Annotated in this window: 11 protein-coding genes and 1 pseudogene; 11 read left to right on the top strand and 1 reads right to left on the bottom strand. The window is 59.4% G+C overall.

The features are described 5' to 3' along the window. Positions 1-18: 18 nt before the first annotated feature. From BJ917_RS17990 to BJ917_RS17960, 6 genes and pseudogenes are all read left to right on the top strand, one after another. Positions 19-945 (top strand): sigma 54-interacting transcriptional regulator, encoded by a 927-nt coding sequence (locus BJ917_RS17990; RefSeq protein WP_096513951.1) that lies wholly within the window; start codon positions 19-21, stop codon positions 943-945. A 258-nt stretch (positions 946-1,203) separates the two neighbouring features. After that, a complete protein-coding gene (locus BJ917_RS17985; RefSeq protein ID WP_007983099.1) occupies positions 1,204-1,986 on the top strand; it encodes a MetQ/NlpA family ABC transporter substrate-binding protein in 783 nt (260 codons plus the stop codon). Positions 1,987-2,360: 374 nt separating this feature from the next. Beyond that, on the top strand, positions 2,361-3,026 hold the full coding sequence (locus BJ917_RS17975) for an amino acid ABC transporter permease (protein WP_121103980.1): 666 nt from the start codon (positions 2,361-2,363) through the stop codon (positions 3,024-3,026). After that, entirely contained in the window at positions 3,007-3,666 is a 660-nt protein-coding gene (locus tag BJ917_RS17970) for an amino acid ABC transporter permease (RefSeq protein ID WP_096513949.1), read from the top strand. The genes BJ917_RS17975 and BJ917_RS17970 overlap by 20 nt, the downstream gene beginning before the upstream one ends. Continuing rightward, the gene (locus BJ917_RS17965) at positions 3,663-4,445 is read left to right on the top strand and encodes an amino acid ABC transporter ATP-binding protein (protein WP_096513948.1); all 783 of its coding nucleotides are present in this window, start codon (positions 3,663-3,665) and stop codon (positions 4,443-4,445) included. The genes BJ917_RS17970 and BJ917_RS17965 overlap by 4 nt, the downstream gene beginning before the upstream one ends. Next, positions 4,442-5,314 (top strand): annotated as a pseudogene (locus BJ917_RS17960) (transporter substrate-binding domain-containing protein). The gene BJ917_RS17965 and the pseudogene BJ917_RS17960 overlap by 4 nt, the downstream one beginning before the upstream one ends. 127 nt (positions 5,315-5,441) lie before the next feature. Here the strand turns inward: BJ917_RS17960 and BJ917_RS17955 are convergent. Further along, positions 5,442-6,638 carry an AAA family ATPase gene (locus BJ917_RS17955; protein ID WP_096513946.1) on the bottom strand — a complete coding sequence of 399 codons (1,197 nt, stop codon included), beginning with the start codon at positions 6,636-6,638 and terminating at the stop codon, positions 5,442-5,444. A gap of 149 nt (positions 6,639-6,787) precedes the next feature. Here BJ917_RS17955 and BJ917_RS17950 point away from each other — a divergent pair, with 149 nt between their 5' ends. From BJ917_RS17950 to BJ917_RS17930, 5 genes are all read left to right on the top strand, one after another. Beyond that, complete coding sequence (locus BJ917_RS17950; RefSeq protein ID WP_121104026.1) at positions 6,788-7,870, top strand: RHS repeat-associated core domain-containing protein; 1,083 nt, start codon at positions 6,788-6,790, stop codon at positions 7,868-7,870. Positions 7,871-7,993: 123 nt separating this feature from the next. Beyond that, positions 7,994-9,097: an efflux RND transporter periplasmic adaptor subunit gene (locus BJ917_RS17945; RefSeq protein WP_096513944.1), complete on the top strand. Its 1,104-nt coding sequence runs from the start codon at positions 7,994-7,996 to the stop codon at positions 9,095-9,097. Further along, positions 9,094-10,161: an efflux RND transporter periplasmic adaptor subunit gene (locus BJ917_RS17940; protein WP_121103979.1), complete on the top strand. Its 1,068-nt coding sequence runs from the start codon at positions 9,094-9,096 to the stop codon at positions 10,159-10,161. Before BJ917_RS17945 ends, BJ917_RS17940 begins: the two co-directional genes overlap by 4 nt. Further along, complete coding sequence (locus tag BJ917_RS17935; RefSeq protein WP_096513942.1) at positions 10,158-13,211, top strand: efflux RND transporter permease subunit; 3,054 nt, start codon at positions 10,158-10,160, stop codon at positions 13,209-13,211. Before BJ917_RS17940 ends, BJ917_RS17935 begins: the two co-directional genes overlap by 4 nt. Positions 13,212-13,442: 231 nt before the next feature. Beyond that, positions 13,443-15,695: a glycoside hydrolase gene (locus BJ917_RS17930; protein WP_121103978.1), complete on the top strand. Its 2,253-nt coding sequence runs from the start codon at positions 13,443-13,445 to the stop codon at positions 15,693-15,695.

Raw genomic sequence — 15,695 nt, 5'->3', positions numbered from 1 at the left:
TTTGGGCGGGAGACTGCCATGAGCTTTGAAACCTTCGGTCAGCCGTTGCTGACCTTTCCCGACGCCGAAAAAAGTCCCCTGAGCATCCGCGCCAAGGCGCTGGTGTTCGTCGATCCACGCTCACGGCAATTGCGCCAGGAGCTGGAGCAACTGGCACCGCGTTCGATCTCGGTGCTGATCCGTGGTGAAACCGGCACCGGCAAGGAGTTGTTGGCGCGGCACATCCATCGCGCCAGTGATCGCGGCGGGCTGTTCGTCTCGGTCAATTGCGGCGCGATCAGCCCGACTTACGCCGATGCCGAATTGTTCGGTTATGCCGCGGGCGGTTACAGCGGCTCGGCCAGCAGTCGTGCCGGCTGGTTCGGTTCGGCCAACGGTGGCACTTTGTATCTGGACGAAATCGGCGACTTGCCGCTGCCGATTCAGATCAAATTGCTCGCCGCACTGGAAAATCACGAAGTCACTCGCGTCGGTGCGCATCAGCCAAGCCCGGTGGATGTGCGCCTGGTCGCCGCCACCAGCATCGACCTGGCCCAGGCGGTTGCGGCGGGTAAATTCCATGAGCGGCTCTATCACTACCTCAGCGAAGGTCAGCTCGAACTGCCGGCGCTGCGTGAGCGGGTGGGCGATATTCTGTCGTTGGCAGAGTATTTCCTCGGCATCTACAGCCAGCGCCTGGATTTGCCGGTCCCGCTGATCAGCGAGGCCGCGCAACGTGTACTGGAGCGACACCGCTGGCCGGGCAATACCCGGGAGCTGGAAAACGTCATCCACTTTGCGCTGCTGGTCAGCACCGGCGACGAGATACTCCCGGAGCATTTGAAGTTGCCGGATGAAGGTGTGGCGCGGATCGAACAGCAGCTCAAACAGATTCTGGACAACGCCTCCGACGCCGAAAAAGACGCCCTGAAACAAATACTTAAAGACGCCGGCCTTCTTCCGTAGGCGCAAAGCTTGCTCGCGATTCAGGCGACTCGGTCTGTCGGGAGGACGCCATCGCGAGCAAGCTGTGCTCCCACAGATAGCGTCCAACCAACGGGTTAGAGCTGTATGAACAAAATGGAATATGAAAGTGAATAAAAGATATTGTTCGGGAATAAAAAATCCCGGTATTGTCCGCTTCACGCCAGCGATAGCATTTCACTGGCACTTTCATTTTTAGCCGTCGCCACAAGCGACCGTGATTTTCGATAAGGACACTGCATGAAAAAGGTTCTGTTGTTCACCGCACTGGCGGCTGCCCTGACTGCGGGCCTGGCCCAGGCTGGCGAGAAACTGGTGGTTGCGGCGACCCCGATTCCACACGCCGAGATTCTTGAACTGATCAAGCCAACCCTCGCCAAAGAAGGCGTGGACCTGGAAATCAAAGTCTTCACCGACTACGTTCAGCCGAACGTGCAGGTCGACCAGAAGCGTCTGGACGCGAACTACTTCCAGACCCTGCCGTACCTGAAAAGCTTCAACGAAGGCAAAGGCACTCACCTGGAAACCGTCATCGGTGTTCACGTTGAACCCTTCGGTGGCTACTCGAAGAAAGTCAAAACCCTGGCCGAGCTCAAAGACGGCGCGACCATTGCCATCCCTAACGAAGGCAGCAACAGCGGCCGTGCCCTGATCCTGCTGCAGAAGGCTGGCCTGATCGAGTTGAAAGACCCGAAAAACGCCCTGGCAACCCCGAAAGACATCGCCAAGAACCCGCACAACTTCAAGTTCAAGGAGCTTGAATCCGCGATGTTGCCGCGTGTGCTGGATCAGGTCGACCTGGACATGATCAACACCAACTACGCGCTGGAAGCGGGTCTGAACCCGGCTAAAGACGCACTGGTGATCGAAGGCGCGGATTCGCCTTACGTGAACTTCCTGGTAGCCCGTCCGGACAACAAGGACAGCGTTGCCATCCAGAAACTGGCCAAGGCCCTGACCAGCCCGGAAGTGAAAGCATTCATCGAGAAGAAGTACAGCGGCGCGGTACTGCCGGCGTTCTGATTCGCGAGGCAACCCCTTCAAGGTTTCCAACGCCGACGGCTGATACAGCGTCGGCGTTTTTTTGCGTCCACGAAACCCATGTGGGAGCGAGCCTGCTCGCGAAGAGGCCGTGTCAGTTGGTATCAATGTTGGCTGACAGACCGCTTTCGCGAGCAGGCTCGCTCCCACAGGGGATCAGTTCGCCTCAGGAGAGAAAACAGTCGTCTCCACTGTCCTGGCAAATCCATTTGGATAGTTTTTTGCGTGATATCAATATGCTTTAACGGTATTTAAATTCTATTTCTTATACCTTTAAAGTTGGTGCTTGCCGGGCAGTTATCCACTGCCCATGGACTGCGCCACCGTCGCTTACCGAGCGGCGTCCAGGATGTTCAATGAACTTCGATTACGCTTTTATCCTCAGCACTTTGCCGGCGTTCCTCAAGGCCGTGGGCGTGACGCTGCAGGTTGGATTCATCGCCATTGGCACATCTCTGCTGGTGGCGCTGATCAACGCGGCGATCCTGGTATTTCGTACGCCTTACCTGCAGCGACTGGTCGGCCTGTATGTCGAGCTGGCGCGCAACACACCGCTGCTGATTCAACTGTTCTTCGTCTACTTCGCCTTGCCGGCACTGGGCATCAAGGTCTCGGGTTTTGCCGCGGCGATCATCACCATGACCTTCCTCGGCGGCGCCTACCTCACGGAAGTGCTGCGTGCCGGCGTGGATGCCGTGCCCCAGGCACAATTGGAATCCGGTCGCTCCATCGGCCTTTCCCACGGGCAATTGCTGCGCTACGTGATCCTGCCGCAGGCCGGCATCCTCAGCCTGCCGTCGCTGTTCGCCAATTTCATTTTCCTGCTCAAGGAAACCACTGTGGTCTCGGCGGTGGCGGTGCCGGAGATTCTCTACACCACCAAGAGTTACATCGCGCTGTATTACAAAACCTACGAAATGCTCGCCGTGCTGACGCTGATTTGCGTGCTGCTGTTCTTGCCGTTGTCGCTGTTGCTCAGCCGTCTGGAAAGGAGGCTCCAGCATGGCCAGTTCGGGTCTTGAGTTGCTGTGGGTGTCGTTGCCGCAACTGGGCAAGGGCGCGCTGCAAACCCTGTCGATTTCTTTCCTGAGCATTGCCATCAGCACCGTCGGCGGCGTGCTTTACGGTGTGTTGCGCACACTGGATGTGAAGTGGCTGAACGTGGTCCTGCGGGTCTACCTGGAACTGTTCCGGGCGATTCCGGTGCTGGTCTGGTTGTACTTGCTGTTCTTCGGCCTGCCGATCTTTTTTGGCGTGAGCATTCCGAGCTTCTGGTGTGCGGTGCTGGTGCTCTCGTTATGGGGCGCCAGCGAGGTGGGTGAGGTGGTGCGCGGTGCGTTGCAGTCGTTGCCGCGCGGGCAGCGCGAAGCCGGCCTGTCGATCGGCCTGGACGCAGCGCAGCTCTACGGCTACGTGCTACTGCCACAAGCGCTGAAACGCCTGACGCCGCCGACCATCAACGTTTACACGCGGATCATCAAGACCAGCTCCCTGGCCGTGCTGATTGGGGTGGTGGATGTGATCAAGGTCGGCCAGCAAATTATCGAGCGCACCTACGAATCGGTGCTGATCTACGGCGCTCTTTTCCTGTTTTTCTTTTTCATCTGCTACCCGTTGTCGGCCGCCTCGCGTGTGCTGGAGCGGCGCTGGACGCAAGCATGAGCGCATTGATCGAGTTCAAGGGTTTCAACAAATTCTTCGGTGATCAGCAGGTGCTCAAGGGCATCGACCTGAGTGTGAAGCCGGGCGAAGTCATCGTCATTCTCGGACCCAGCGGTTGTGGCAAAAGTACCTTGTTGCGTTGCCTCAACGGTCTGGAAAACGCCCACAGTGGCAGCCTGAAATTTGCCGGCCGTGAACTGCTGGACAAGGCCACCGACTGGCGCGAAGTGCGCCAGCAGATCGGCATGGTGTTCCAGAGTTATCACCTGTTCCCGCACATGAGCGTGCTCGACAATCTGCTGCTCGGGCCGCTCAAGGTGCAGAAACGTGACCGCCGTGAAGCCCGGGTCCAGGCTGAAGCCTTGCTTGAACGCGTGGGGCTTTCGGACAAGCGCGATGCCTATCCACGACAGCTGTCCGGCGGTCAGCAACAACGCATCGCCATCGTCCGTTCGCTGTGCATGAACCCCAAGGTCATGTTGTTCGATGAAGTCACCGCCGCCCTTGACCCGGAAATGGTCAAGGAAGTGCTGGAAGTCATTCAAGGCTTGGCCCGCGAGGGCATGACCCTGTTGATTGTCACCCACGAAATGGCCTTCGCCCGCGCCGTGGCCGATCGAATAGTGTTCATGGATGCCGGGTGCATCCTCGAGCAAAACCCTCCCGAGATCTTCTTTACGAACCCGCAAACCGCACGAGCGCAGCAGTTCCTGGAGAAATTCTCCTACGTCGCCGCACTACCCAAAACGACTCAAACAAAGGAACTGGAACTGTCATGAAAACTGCCAAGTCTTCACTCTTGCTTCTCCCGCTGCTGGGCTTTGCGCTGCTGGCCGGCTGCAACAAAACCGAAGAACCGGCGAAGCCGAAAGTCGCCAGCGAAAGCGCCAGTTATCTGGAAAAAATCAAGGCACGGGACAAGCTGATCGTGGGCGTCTTCACCGACAAACCGCCGTTCGGTTTCGTCAATGAAGCCGGGCGTTACGTCGGTTTCGATACCGACATCGGCCGCCAATTCGCCAAGGATCTGCTGGGCGATGAAAACAAGGTCGAGTTCGTCGCCGTGGAGCCGGCCAGCCGGATTCCATTCCTGCAAAGCGACAAGGTTGATCTGATCCTGGCTAACATGACCGTCACCCCGGAACGCAAGGAAGCGGTGGAATTCACCAACCCGAACCTCAAGGTTGCGGTCCAGGCGCTGGTGCCTCAGGGCAGCGCGGTGAAAAACCTCGATGACCTGGCGACCCGCACCACCATCGTCACCACGGGCACCACGGCCGACATTTGGCTGACCAAAAACCACCCGGACTGGAAATTGCTCAAGTTCGAGAAAAACTCCGAGTCCTTGCAAGCCCTGGCCAATGGTCGTGGCGATGCCTATGCACAAGACAACCTGGTGCTGTTCAGCTGAGCCAAGCAAAACCCTGGCTACCGGGTATTGAGCCAGACCCTGGGCGCAGAAGCGCCAATTGCGCCAGCGGTGAAGAAGGGCAACGTTGAACTGCGCGACTGGGTCAATGCCGAGTTGGCGAAACTGGGTGAGGACAAGTATCTGCTCAAGCTGTACGACCAGTATGTGCGCAAGGAATTGAGCGATGACACCAAGCCTGAGAGTGTGATTGTCGAGGGTGGGAAGTGGCAGGGATAATCCTCTGGTTTCTGCAGCGATCTTACTGACGCCTTCGTGAGCAGGCTCGCTCCCACATTGGATCTGTGGCGTTCACAAGACCCTTGTGGGAGCGAGCCTGCTCGCGAATGGATTTTTCAGGCACCGCCTAATCCGGCCAATGCCAAGCCGGCTCATCCAGCATCCGCTGCCCGACGATCCCGGTCTGGCCGAGGTTTTTCTCCAGCACGATGCAATTGCATTCCGGGTCCTCCTGCAAGGCCGAAATCAACCGCCGTGCATGGGAAACCACCCACACCTGACACTGCTCCGACGCGCGAATAATCAGCCGCGCCAACGCCGGCAACAGATCCGGATGCAGGCTGGTTTCGGGTTCGTTCAGCACCATCAATGTCGGTGGCCGGGGCGTCAACAGCGCCGCCACCAGCAGCAAATACCGCAACGTGCCATCCGACAACTCAGCCGCCGACAGCGGGCGCAACAAACCTTCCTGATAAAACTCGATCGCAAAGCGTCCGCCGGGCAGCGGCTCGATGTGCAGGCGTGCACCGGGAAACGCATCGCTGATCGCGGCTCGCAATGCCTCGGGTTCGCCGATTTCGATGATGGTCTGCAACGCCGCCGCCAGGTCCCTGCCATCGTGGTGCAGCACCGGGGTGCGGGTGCCCAGCTGTGGCTGGCGCACCGGCGCATCGGCGTCACTGCGAAAATGATCGTAGAAGCGCCAGCGGCGGATGAACTCGCGCATCTCCAGCACTTCCGGTGAGGTTCGCAGGCTGCCGACCTGGTCGAAGAGGCTGTCGAAATTCGGCGTGTGCTGAGCCAACACGTCCCAGCTACGGTCGGCCCGGGAGCGGATCATCGGGCCGTCACGATCCACCAGTAGGCTGGCCGGACGGTAGAACGGTCCGGACCAGATGCATTCACGCTTGATTTGTGGGTCGAGACTGAACCGTGAAGGGATGGGTAAAGTGTGTTCGGGCAACATGAAATGACCGTTGGAATCGGGTAGCCCCAGGCTGATGGCGTAACCGAAGCCTTCCCCGGCAAACCCCAGCCGCAAACGCTTCACGCCTTTGCGCACGGTCGACTCGATCGGCACCTCAGCCTTTTGCATGCGCCGCGTGATGGTTTCCGGGCCGGCCCAAAAGGTCGAATCCAGCCCACCCTCGCGGGCCAGCGCATTGACCACCCCGCCCTGAGCGGTTTCAGCCAGCAGGCGCAGCGCACGATAGAGGTTGGATTTGCCGCTGCCGTTTGGACCGGTAATCAGGTTCAATCGACCCAGTGGAATCACCAGTTTGTTGATCGAGCGATAATTGGCCACCGCGAGGGTATTGAGCATGGAGTGCTTCCTTAGGCTTGTTCCAGCGCATCCAACGGTTTTTGTCGTGCACTAAAAATAGTTGCGTTGCCGCGACAGTACTAGCAGTTCTGCTAGGTGTCCTGACTCTTTTGAAGGTGCAAGCTCAATACATCGGAAGGGGGGGCATCATGATGCTGAAAACAGAGGTGTGCCGGTATCGCTATGACGCTCTGGATCAACTGATCGGGCGCGAGCCTGCTGGGCAGGAAAAGCTGCAACGTTTTTACCGCCATAAACATCTGACGACTGAGCTGCAAGGTCAGGCCAGCCAGAGTGTGTTCCAGCACGACATGCAACTGCTGGCGCTGCAATCATGTCAGGACGATGTGCTCAATAGTGAACTGCTGGCAACCGATCAGCAGCGTTCCGTGTTGCAGGTCACCGGGACGAGTGGCTCGGTGCGTCAGGTTTATACCGCCTACGGTCATCGAAAGGCCGAGAATGGTCTGGGCAGTCTTCTGGGTTTCAACGGCGAGGCGGTCGATCGGCTCACCGGGCATTATTTGCTGGGCAATGGGCATCGCGCGTTCAACCCGGTATTGATGCGGTTCAACAGTCCGGATCGGTTGAGTCCGTTTGGGCGGGGTGGGCTGAATGCGTATGCGTACTGTCAGGGGGATCCGGTGAACTTCAGTGATCCGACGGGGCAGTTTTCCAGGCTTGTCACCAGCCTTTTCAGTGTGTTTAACGCCCGTATTGTTTTTGAGCCTGCTATTCCCTTTAAGCTGGCAAAGGACGCATTGCAGTGGGGGGCGGCGGGGCAGTTACCGGGTAGAGTCACGCTGGGTGCCGCGGGCTCGACCATTGCTGGCGTCACGACAATGCTTGCGGCTGTTACGGGCGTTGGCGCCGCCGTGGCGGCTATCAACAAGGACACTGAGGCCGCGGCGATTTTTGGCATGATCGCGTTAGGACTGGGCGCCGTTACATTTTCGGCGCGAATGGGGTCATTTTGGGCTGCGCGTGATCCGAAGACCATTCCTACGTTGAAGCATTTTGTCGAGAGCAGAGGGCGTGTATCGATCAGCCAATCGACATCACCATCCTCGCCTTTAGCTTCTGCCCCACCTTTGTCTCCAGATCCGTTTGCAGGTGCAACAGCTCCCCCCCTGACCGCCAGCCCGACTAGTACTTCACAGTTTCCCTTTCCCTCACATTCCCCTTCTGGCGTAGGCACTATGGGGAAGCGTATTCGCCGCAACTCCGTGTAGCGCTGGGCCTGGCCACACACAAAACTACAAAGCCGGGCTTTTTTGACATGCATCGGGTGCGCCCCTGAATCCCTGTTCTAAGCTGACAGACGAATCGCGCCCGTTAAACGCAAAGGAGTCTGCATGGCTGGTCCCGGATTGAAAATAGTCGTTGGCCTGAGCCTGTTGGCCCTGCTGACGGCCTGCGATGAAAAAAAACCAGTGGAGAAGGACCGGCCACGGGTTTTCGTCCAAGAGGTGAAACCGTCCGATTACGCCGCCAGCGTCACCTTGACCGGCGATGTACAGGCACGGGTGCAGACCGAACTGTCGTTCCGCGTCGGCGGCAAGATCATCCAGCGTACGGTCGATGTCGGCGACCGGATTTCCGCCAAGCAAGTGCTTGCCCGGCTTGATCCCAAGGATCTGCAAACCAGCCTCGACTCGGCCCAGGCCCAGGTCGTTGCCGAACAGGCCAAGGTCAAGCAGAACGCGGCGGCTTTCGTGCGTCAGCAAAAACTCCTGCCCAAGGGTTACACCAGTCAAAGTGAATTCGATTCCGCCCAGGCCGCCTTGCGCAGTAGCCAAAGCTCGTTGGCGGCCGCCCAGGCGCAGTTGGCCAATGCCCGTGAACAATTGAGTTACACAGCGTTGATCTCTGATGCACCGGGCATTATCACGGCGCGTCAGGCCGAAGTCGGCCAGGTGGTACAGGCCACGGTGCCGATTTTCAGCCTGGCTCAGGACGGCGAGCGCGACGCGGTGTTCAACGTCTACGAGTCGTTGCTGATCGAACCGCCGGCGGACCGAACGGTGGTGGTCAGCCTGCTCGATAACCCGGCGATCAAAACCACCGGCACTGTTCGGGAAATCACCCCGTCGGTCTCCGAGCAGACGGGCACGGTGCAGGTCAAGATCACCTTGGGCAACTTGCCCCAGGGCATGCAGCTGGGTTCGGTGGTGAGTGCAACCGGCACGACCCGCGGCAAAGCTGCGGTGGAATTGCCGTGGTCGGCGCTGACCAAGAAAGTCAGCGATCCCGCCGTGTGGCTGGTGGATGGGGAGGGCAAGGCGCAACTGCATCCCGTCACCGTCGGCCGCTACCTGACCGGCAAAGTCATCATCAGCGCCGGTCTGAAGGGTGGCGAAAAAGTCGTCATCGCCGGTGGCCAGTTGTTGCACCCCGGTGTGAAGGTGGAAGTCGCCGAAAACACCTACAAGGACCTGGCCAAGGAGGCTCAGCCATGAAGCGTCTGTTGCTGGTGTTCGCCAGTTTGATGCTGGTGGCCTGCTCGAAAAAAGAACCGCCGCCGGAGCCGGTACGTCCGGTGTTGTCGATCAAGGTGCAGGCATTGGGCGAGGAAAACCTGGGGCGTTTTGCGGGCAACATCCAGGCTCGCTACGAAAGCAATGTCGGCTTCCGGGTGCCCGGACGCATTGCCAGCCGCGCTGTCGACGTTGGTGCGGAAGTCGAAAAAGGCGCCTTGCTGGCCTCGCTCGATCCCACCGACCAGCAGAACCAATTGCGCTCGGCTGAGGGTGATCTGGCGAGCGTCCAGGCGCAGTTCATCAACGCCCAAGCCACCGCCCGGCGCCAGCAGGATCTGTTCGATCGCGGCGTGGGCTCACAGGCGCAACTGGACGCTGCGCAAACCGACCTGAAAACCACCCAGGCGTCCCTCGATCAGGCCAGGGCCGCGGTCAACCAGGCCAGGGATCAGCTCAACTACGTAGAGTTGCGCACCGATCACAAGGCCGTGGTCACGGCGTGGAATGCCGAAGCCGGGCAAACCGTCACCGCCGGTCAGCAGGTGGTGACCCTGGCACAACCGGACATCAAGGAAGCGGTGATCGATCTGCCGGACACCCTGATCGACCAGTTGCCCAAGGATGTAGTGTTCCAGGTCGCCTCGCAGTTGAACCCGCAAATCACCACCACGGCCACTGTGCGGGAAATCGAACCCCAGGCCGAAAGCACCACCCGTACCCGGCGCGCACGCCTGACCTTGACCGAGACACCCACCGCATTTCGTCTGGGCACGGCGATCAGCGTGACCTTGAGCTCGACTGTCAAACCACGCATCGAACTGCCCTTGACCGCCTTGCAGGAGGTCGAAGGCAAACCCCGGATCTGGGTCGTCGATCCACAGACGCAAACCGTGTCGCCTCGGGATGTCAGCGTTATCAGCCGCACCGACAACAGCGTGGTGCTGGCCTACGGCGTGAAGAACGGTGACCGTATCGTCACTGCCGGTGTCAACAGCCTCAAACCGGGGCAGAAAGTGAAAGTCGACGAGGACAGCGCGCAATGAAAGGGAGTTTCAACTTATCCGAATGGGCGCTCAAGCATCAGTCGTTTGTCTGGTACCTGATGTTCGTCGCCTTGCTGATGGGCGTGTTCTCGTACATGAACCTGGGCCGCGAGGAAGACCCTTCCTTCACCATCAAAACCATGGTTATCCAGAGTCGCTGGCCCGGTGCGACCCAGGAAGAAACCCTCAAGCAGGTCACCGACCGCATCGAGAAAAAACTCGAGGAGCTCGACTCCCTCGACTACGTGAAAAGCTACACACGCCCCGGCGAGTCCACGGTCTACGTGAACCTGCGTGACACCACCAAGGCCAAGGACATTCCGGAGATCTGGTACCAGGTGCGCAAGAAGATCGGCGACATCAAGGGCCAGTTTCCCCAGGGCATCCAGGGGCCGGCGTTCAACGACGAATTCGGTGATGTGTTCGGCTCGGTCTATGCCTTTACCGCCGACGGGTTGACGATGCGTCAGTTGCGTGACTACGTCGAGCAGGCCCGCGCGGAGATCCACAATGTGCCGGGGCTGGGCAAGATCGAGATGGTCGGCCAGCAGGATGAAGTCCTTTACCTGAACTTCTCGACGCGCAAACTGGCGGCGCTGGGCATCGATGAAGCGCAGGTCGTGCAGAGCCTGCAAAAAGAGAACGCCGTGACCCCGGCCGGGGTGATTGAGGCTGGCCCGGAGCGGATTTCCGTGCGCACCTCCGGTCAGTTCGCTTCTGAAAAGGACCTGGCCAACGTCAACCTGCGGCTTAACAACCGTTTCTATCGTCTGGCCGATGTCGCCGATATTCAGCGTGGCTATGTCGACCCAATGACACCTGAGTTTCGCTTCAATGGTCAGCAAGCCATCGGCCTGGCCATCGCCATGCAGAAGGGCGGCAACATACAGGTGTTCGGCAAGGCGTTGCACCAGCGCATCAATGAGCTGACCGCAGACTTGCCGGTGGGTGTAGGCGTGCACAACGTGTCCGACCAGGCTGAGGTGGTGGAAGAGGCGGTCGGCGGTTTCACCAGTGCGCTGTTCGAAGCGGTGGTGATCGTATTGGTCGTCAGCTTTATCAGCCTCGGCGTGCGCGCAGGGTTGGTGGTGGCGTGTTCGATCCCGCTGGTGCTGGCGATGGTCTTTGTGTTCATGGAATACAGCGGCATTACCATGCAGCGGATTTCCCTCGGCGCGCTGATCATTGCCCTGGGTCTGTTGGTGGATGACGCAATGATCACCGTCGAGATGATGGTCTCGCGTCTGGAGCTGGGCGACACCAAGGAGCAGGCGGCAACCTTTGCCTACACCTCGACAGCCTTTCCGATGCTCACCGGTACGCTGGTGACCGTCGCCGGTTTCGTGCCGATTGGCCTCAATGCCAGCTCTGCCGGCGAATACACCTTCACCTTGTTTGCAGTGATCGCTGTGGCGATGATCGTCTCGTGGATTGTCGCAGTGCTGTTCGCCCCGGTGATCGGCGTGCACATCCTCAGCACCCAAGTGAAACCGCATTCGGCGGAGCCTGGGCGCCTGGGGCGGGCGTTCAATGGTGGTTTGCTGTGGAGCCTGCGCAATCGCTGGTGGGCCATCGGCATCACCGTGCTGCTGTTTGTGCTGTCGGTGTTGGGCATGGGCTTTGTGCAAAACCAGTTCTTCCCGTCCTCGGATCGCCCGGAAATCCTGGTGGACCTGAACCTGCCGCAAAACGCCTCCATCGACGAAACCCGCAAGGCCGTGGACAAGCTCGAAGCGACGCTCAAGGGTGACCCGGACATCGTGCGCTGGAGTACCTACATCGGCCAGGGTGCGATTCGTTTCTATCTCCCTCTCGACCAGCAATTGCAGAACCCGTATTACGCGCAACTGGTGATCGTCAGCAAAGGGTTCGAGTCGCGCAAAGTGCTCAGCGATCGCCTGCGCGAACGTCTGCGCAAGGACTTCGTCGGCATCGGCAGCTACGTGCAGGCGCTGGAAATGGGCCCGCCGGTCGGGCGGCCGATTCAGTATCGGGTCAGTGGCAGTGACATCGATCAGGTGCGAAAGCACGCCATCGATCTGGCCAGCGAACTGGACAAGAGCCCTCACATCGGCGAGATCATTTTCGACTGGAACGAACCGGGCAAGGTCTTGCGCATCGACATCGCCCAGGACAAGGCACGCCAGCTTGGCCTGTCGTCCGAAGATGTGGCGAACCTGATGAACAGCATCGTCAGCGGCTCGACGGTGACCCAGGTCGACGATGACATCTACCTGATCAACGTGGTCGGCCGCGCGGTGGATGCTGAACGTGGCTCGTCGGAAACCCTGCAAAACCTGCAGATCGTCACGCCGGGCGGCACCTCGATTCCGCTGCTGGCATTTGCCACCGTGCGCTACGAACTGGAGCAGCCACTGGTGTGGCGTCGCGACCGCAAACCGACGGTGACCATCAAGGCCGCGACACTGGGCGAGATTCAACCCACCGACCTGGTGGCCTTGCTCAAGCCGGACATCGACAAATTCGCCGCCGCGTTGCCGGTGGGCTACAAGGTCGCCACCGGCGGTACGGTAGAGGAAAGCAGCAAGGCCCAGGGGCCGATTGCCAAGGTCGTGCCGTTGATGCTGTTTTTGATGGCCACCTTCCTGATGATCCAACTGCACAGCGTGCAGAAAATGTTCCTGGTGGCCAGCGTGGCGCCGCTGGGCTTGATCGGCGTGGTGATCGCGCTGGTGCCGACCGGTACGCCAATGGGCTTTGTGGCGATTTTGGGGATCCTGGCGCTGATCGGCATCATCATTCGCAACTCGGTGATCCTGGTGACCCAGATCGACGAGTTTGTGGACGCAGGCTCATCACAGTGGGATGCCGTGGTGCAAGCCACCGAGCACCGTCGTCGACCGATTCTGCTGACCGCGGCGGCCGCGAGCCTGGGCATGATCCCGATTGCCCGGGAAGTGTTCTGGGGACCGATGGCCTACGCGATGATCGGCGGCATCATCATCGCCACGCTGCTGACGTTGCTGTTTCTGCCGGCGCTGTATGTGGCCTGGTACAAAATTCGCGAGCCGAAGAAAGAGGTGGCATAGAGGCGAGCGCTTCGCGCTCATCGCGAGCAGGCTCGCTCCCACAGTTGATCTTTGGTGGACATAAAATTTGTGTTCGGCGAGATCCATTGTAGGAGCGAGCCTGCTCGCGATGAGGCCAGTACAGGCAACGGTGTGCCAATGGTTGCTGAAAGGAATTTTGGGAACGGTCCTACTTACAGCGTCGTCGGGCTGTTGTAGCTTCCCTCTTCCACTGCGAAGAGGGATTTTCCGATGTCGTGCATGGCTCGTTACTTACGCTGCGCATTGTTGCTCGGTGTATTGCTGTGGTCCCAGGCGTTGGCAGCCAACGCGCTGGAAAACCCACTGTGGCGCATCGAACTCGATCCCGCCACGCTGGCGATTCGCGTCACTCCCGCGCAACACTCGCCCGTGCAAGCCTCGGCAGGCGTTGTCGGGCACAAGGTCAGCGACCTCAAACAAGGTACTGATCGCATGGACTGGCAATGGGATGACGCCGCCTGGACGCTCAGTGCCGTCCTCGATGGGCGAGATCTGTCCCTGTCCATCACGGCCCGCGACCCTGGCGAGCTGAACTTCCTCCACCAAGTTGGCAGTGCCATGGGCAAAGGCCTGATCTGGCCGCTCGCGGAGGGACATTACGTACCGACGGGTGACTCGCTGTGGCAGAAGTTTCTGCTCGATCAGGGGGCATTCAACACCACTCAGGATCTGAGTCTGCCGCTGTGGGGCATTGATCACGGTGGTTTCACGTTGAACTGGCTGATGACCACTCCTTACAACAATCGCCTGACCTTCAGCGCCGAAAACAACACCCTTGCCCTGACTGCCCATCACCAATTCACCTCCCTTGAGCCCACTGCACCGCTAACGTTCAAACTGTCGTTGGGGGAGGCCGATCTGTTGGCCGGGCCCAAGCGCTATCGGCAATGGTTGGTCGATAACGGGCGATACGAAGCCTTGAGCGACAAACTGCTGAAGACTCCTGAAGCCAAAAAGCTCCTGGGGGCCAGCCATGTTTATTTGTGGAGCAACGACCTGCTCGGACCGAACGACGTGCGCAGTTGGTCGGCGTTGTTGACGCTGATGCGAGGCAACAGCGTGCTGGCTAGCGACTTGCGCCGTGGTCTCGACGCTCAAGCCCGCGAGATTCTGAGTACCGCAAGATCGCCATTGAACCGATACCAACAGACCACCCTGTTGAGGGGCTTGAACGGCGCGCTCAACACCCTGGCGCGAAGGGGCTGGCAGGCGGTCGTCGAGCCAGACATGCAGAAACTTGCCGAGGGTTACGGCCAGTTGCGCAAGGAGTTGGCCGGTGTATTTGCCGAAGCACTCACCGCATCCCCTGAACATTGGGGCAGCAGCTTGTCGACGGGTACCTTTGAACAGCTGAAAGCCGCAGGACTTTCGCGGCTATGGATAGGGCTCGGTGAAGGTTGGGAGGGTGGTCTCTGGCACCCCGAGACGGTGCGCGAGGCTGTCGCGCAAGGGTATTTGCTGGCGCCGTACGACTCCTACGAAACCGCGCTCAGCGCCAGTGAAAATCCGGACTGGACCACGGCGCACCTGGGCTCTGGGGCCAACCGTGACTGTGCGATTGTCTTGAGCGGCGGGCAGTTCAAAAGTGGCTTTCAGCAATCAGGACACTACACCGATCCGCGTTGTGTACGGCCATTGCTTGAGGCCCGCATCAAGGCGGTACAGGCGCGCGCGGGATTCAATAGCTGGTTTCTCGATGCCTACGCCACCGGCATGCTGTTCGACAGCTATCGAACGGGCGCTTCCTTGACCCAGGCTCAAAACGCCGAGGGCAATATCGACGCGGCGCGCTGGGTGAATGAAACCCTGCAGTTGCCCACGGGTTCGGAAGATGGCAACGCCACCACCTCGCAGGGCATTCTGTTTGCCCATGGCATGCAAACGCCGGTCATCGGCTGGGGCGATCCGGATATGAGCAAAAATTCGGAGTCCGAGTATTACCTGGGCCGCTGGTTCCCCAATGAGCAGCCACAGATGTTCTTCAAAACCGTTCCACTCAAGGAACCCTATCGAACAGTGCATTTTGCCCCGCAAACGCGCTTGCCACTCTATCAAACGGTGTTCCACGGTTCGGTCATCACTACTCATCACTGGTTGTTCGACAGTCTGAAGCTGAGCAATGTGCGGGTGGAAAACGAACTGGCCCAGTTGCTCTACAACGTACCGCCGCTGTATCACCTGAGTGCCGAAACCTTGAAGCAGCGGCTGCCGGTGGTGGCGCGTCAGGATGCCTTCTTCCGGCCTCTGCACGAGCGTCTGGCGACCCAAGCGATGACCGACTTCCGATGGCTAAGTGAGGATCGGTTGGTGCAGCAGACCACCTTTGCCGATGGCACACGATTGGTGGCTAATTTTGCCGGGCGTGAACGTGAGGCTGAAGGCCAGAGGCTAGTGGGGCAAAGCATCACTGCGTTTGGAGGGGATGGGACGGTGGTGAGCTATCAGGTTGCTTCTTCGCCCTGA

This window comes from Pseudomonas sp. WPR_5_2 (assembly GCF_003634475.1).
Taxonomy (GTDB): Bacteria; Pseudomonadota; Gammaproteobacteria; order Pseudomonadales; family Pseudomonadaceae; genus Aquipseudomonas; species Aquipseudomonas izuensis.
The sequence above is the reverse complement of the archived record's forward strand: the minus strand, read 5'-3'. Positions and strand labels throughout refer to the sequence as shown.

Excerpts from the sequence above, each read along its gene's own strand:
- BJ917_RS17965 (WP_096513948.1), top strand. The coding sequence starts at position 3,663 with ATGAGCGCATTGATCGAGTTCAAGGGTTTCAACAAATTCTTCGGTGAT.
- BJ917_RS17970 (WP_096513949.1), top strand. The coding sequence starts at position 3,007 with ATGGCCAGTTCGGGTCTTGAGTTGCTGTGGGTGTCGTTGCCGCAACTG.
- BJ917_RS17945 (WP_096513944.1), top strand. The coding sequence starts at position 7,994 with ATGGCTGGTCCCGGATTGAAAATAGTCGTTGGCCTGAGCCTGTTGGCC.
- BJ917_RS17975 (WP_121103980.1), top strand. The coding sequence starts at position 2,361 with ATGAACTTCGATTACGCTTTTATCCTCAGCACTTTGCCGGCGTTCCTC.
- BJ917_RS17990 (WP_096513951.1), top strand. The coding sequence starts at position 19 with ATGAGCTTTGAAACCTTCGGTCAGCCGTTGCTGACCTTTCCCGACGCC.
- BJ917_RS17955 (WP_096513946.1), bottom strand. The coding sequence starts at position 6,638 with ATGCTCAATACCCTCGCGGTGGCCAATTATCGCTCGATCAACAAACTG.
- BJ917_RS17985 (WP_007983099.1), top strand. The coding sequence starts at position 1,204 with ATGAAAAAGGTTCTGTTGTTCACCGCACTGGCGGCTGCCCTGACTGCG.
- BJ917_RS17940 (WP_121103979.1), top strand. The coding sequence starts at position 9,094 with ATGAAGCGTCTGTTGCTGGTGTTCGCCAGTTTGATGCTGGTGGCCTGC.
- BJ917_RS17935 (WP_096513942.1), top strand. The coding sequence starts at position 10,158 with ATGAAAGGGAGTTTCAACTTATCCGAATGGGCGCTCAAGCATCAGTCG.
- BJ917_RS17950 (WP_121104026.1), top strand. The coding sequence starts at position 6,788 with ATGATGCTGAAAACAGAGGTGTGCCGGTATCGCTATGACGCTCTGGAT.
- BJ917_RS17930 (WP_121103978.1), top strand. The coding sequence starts at position 13,443 with ATGTCGTGCATGGCTCGTTACTTACGCTGCGCATTGTTGCTCGGTGTA.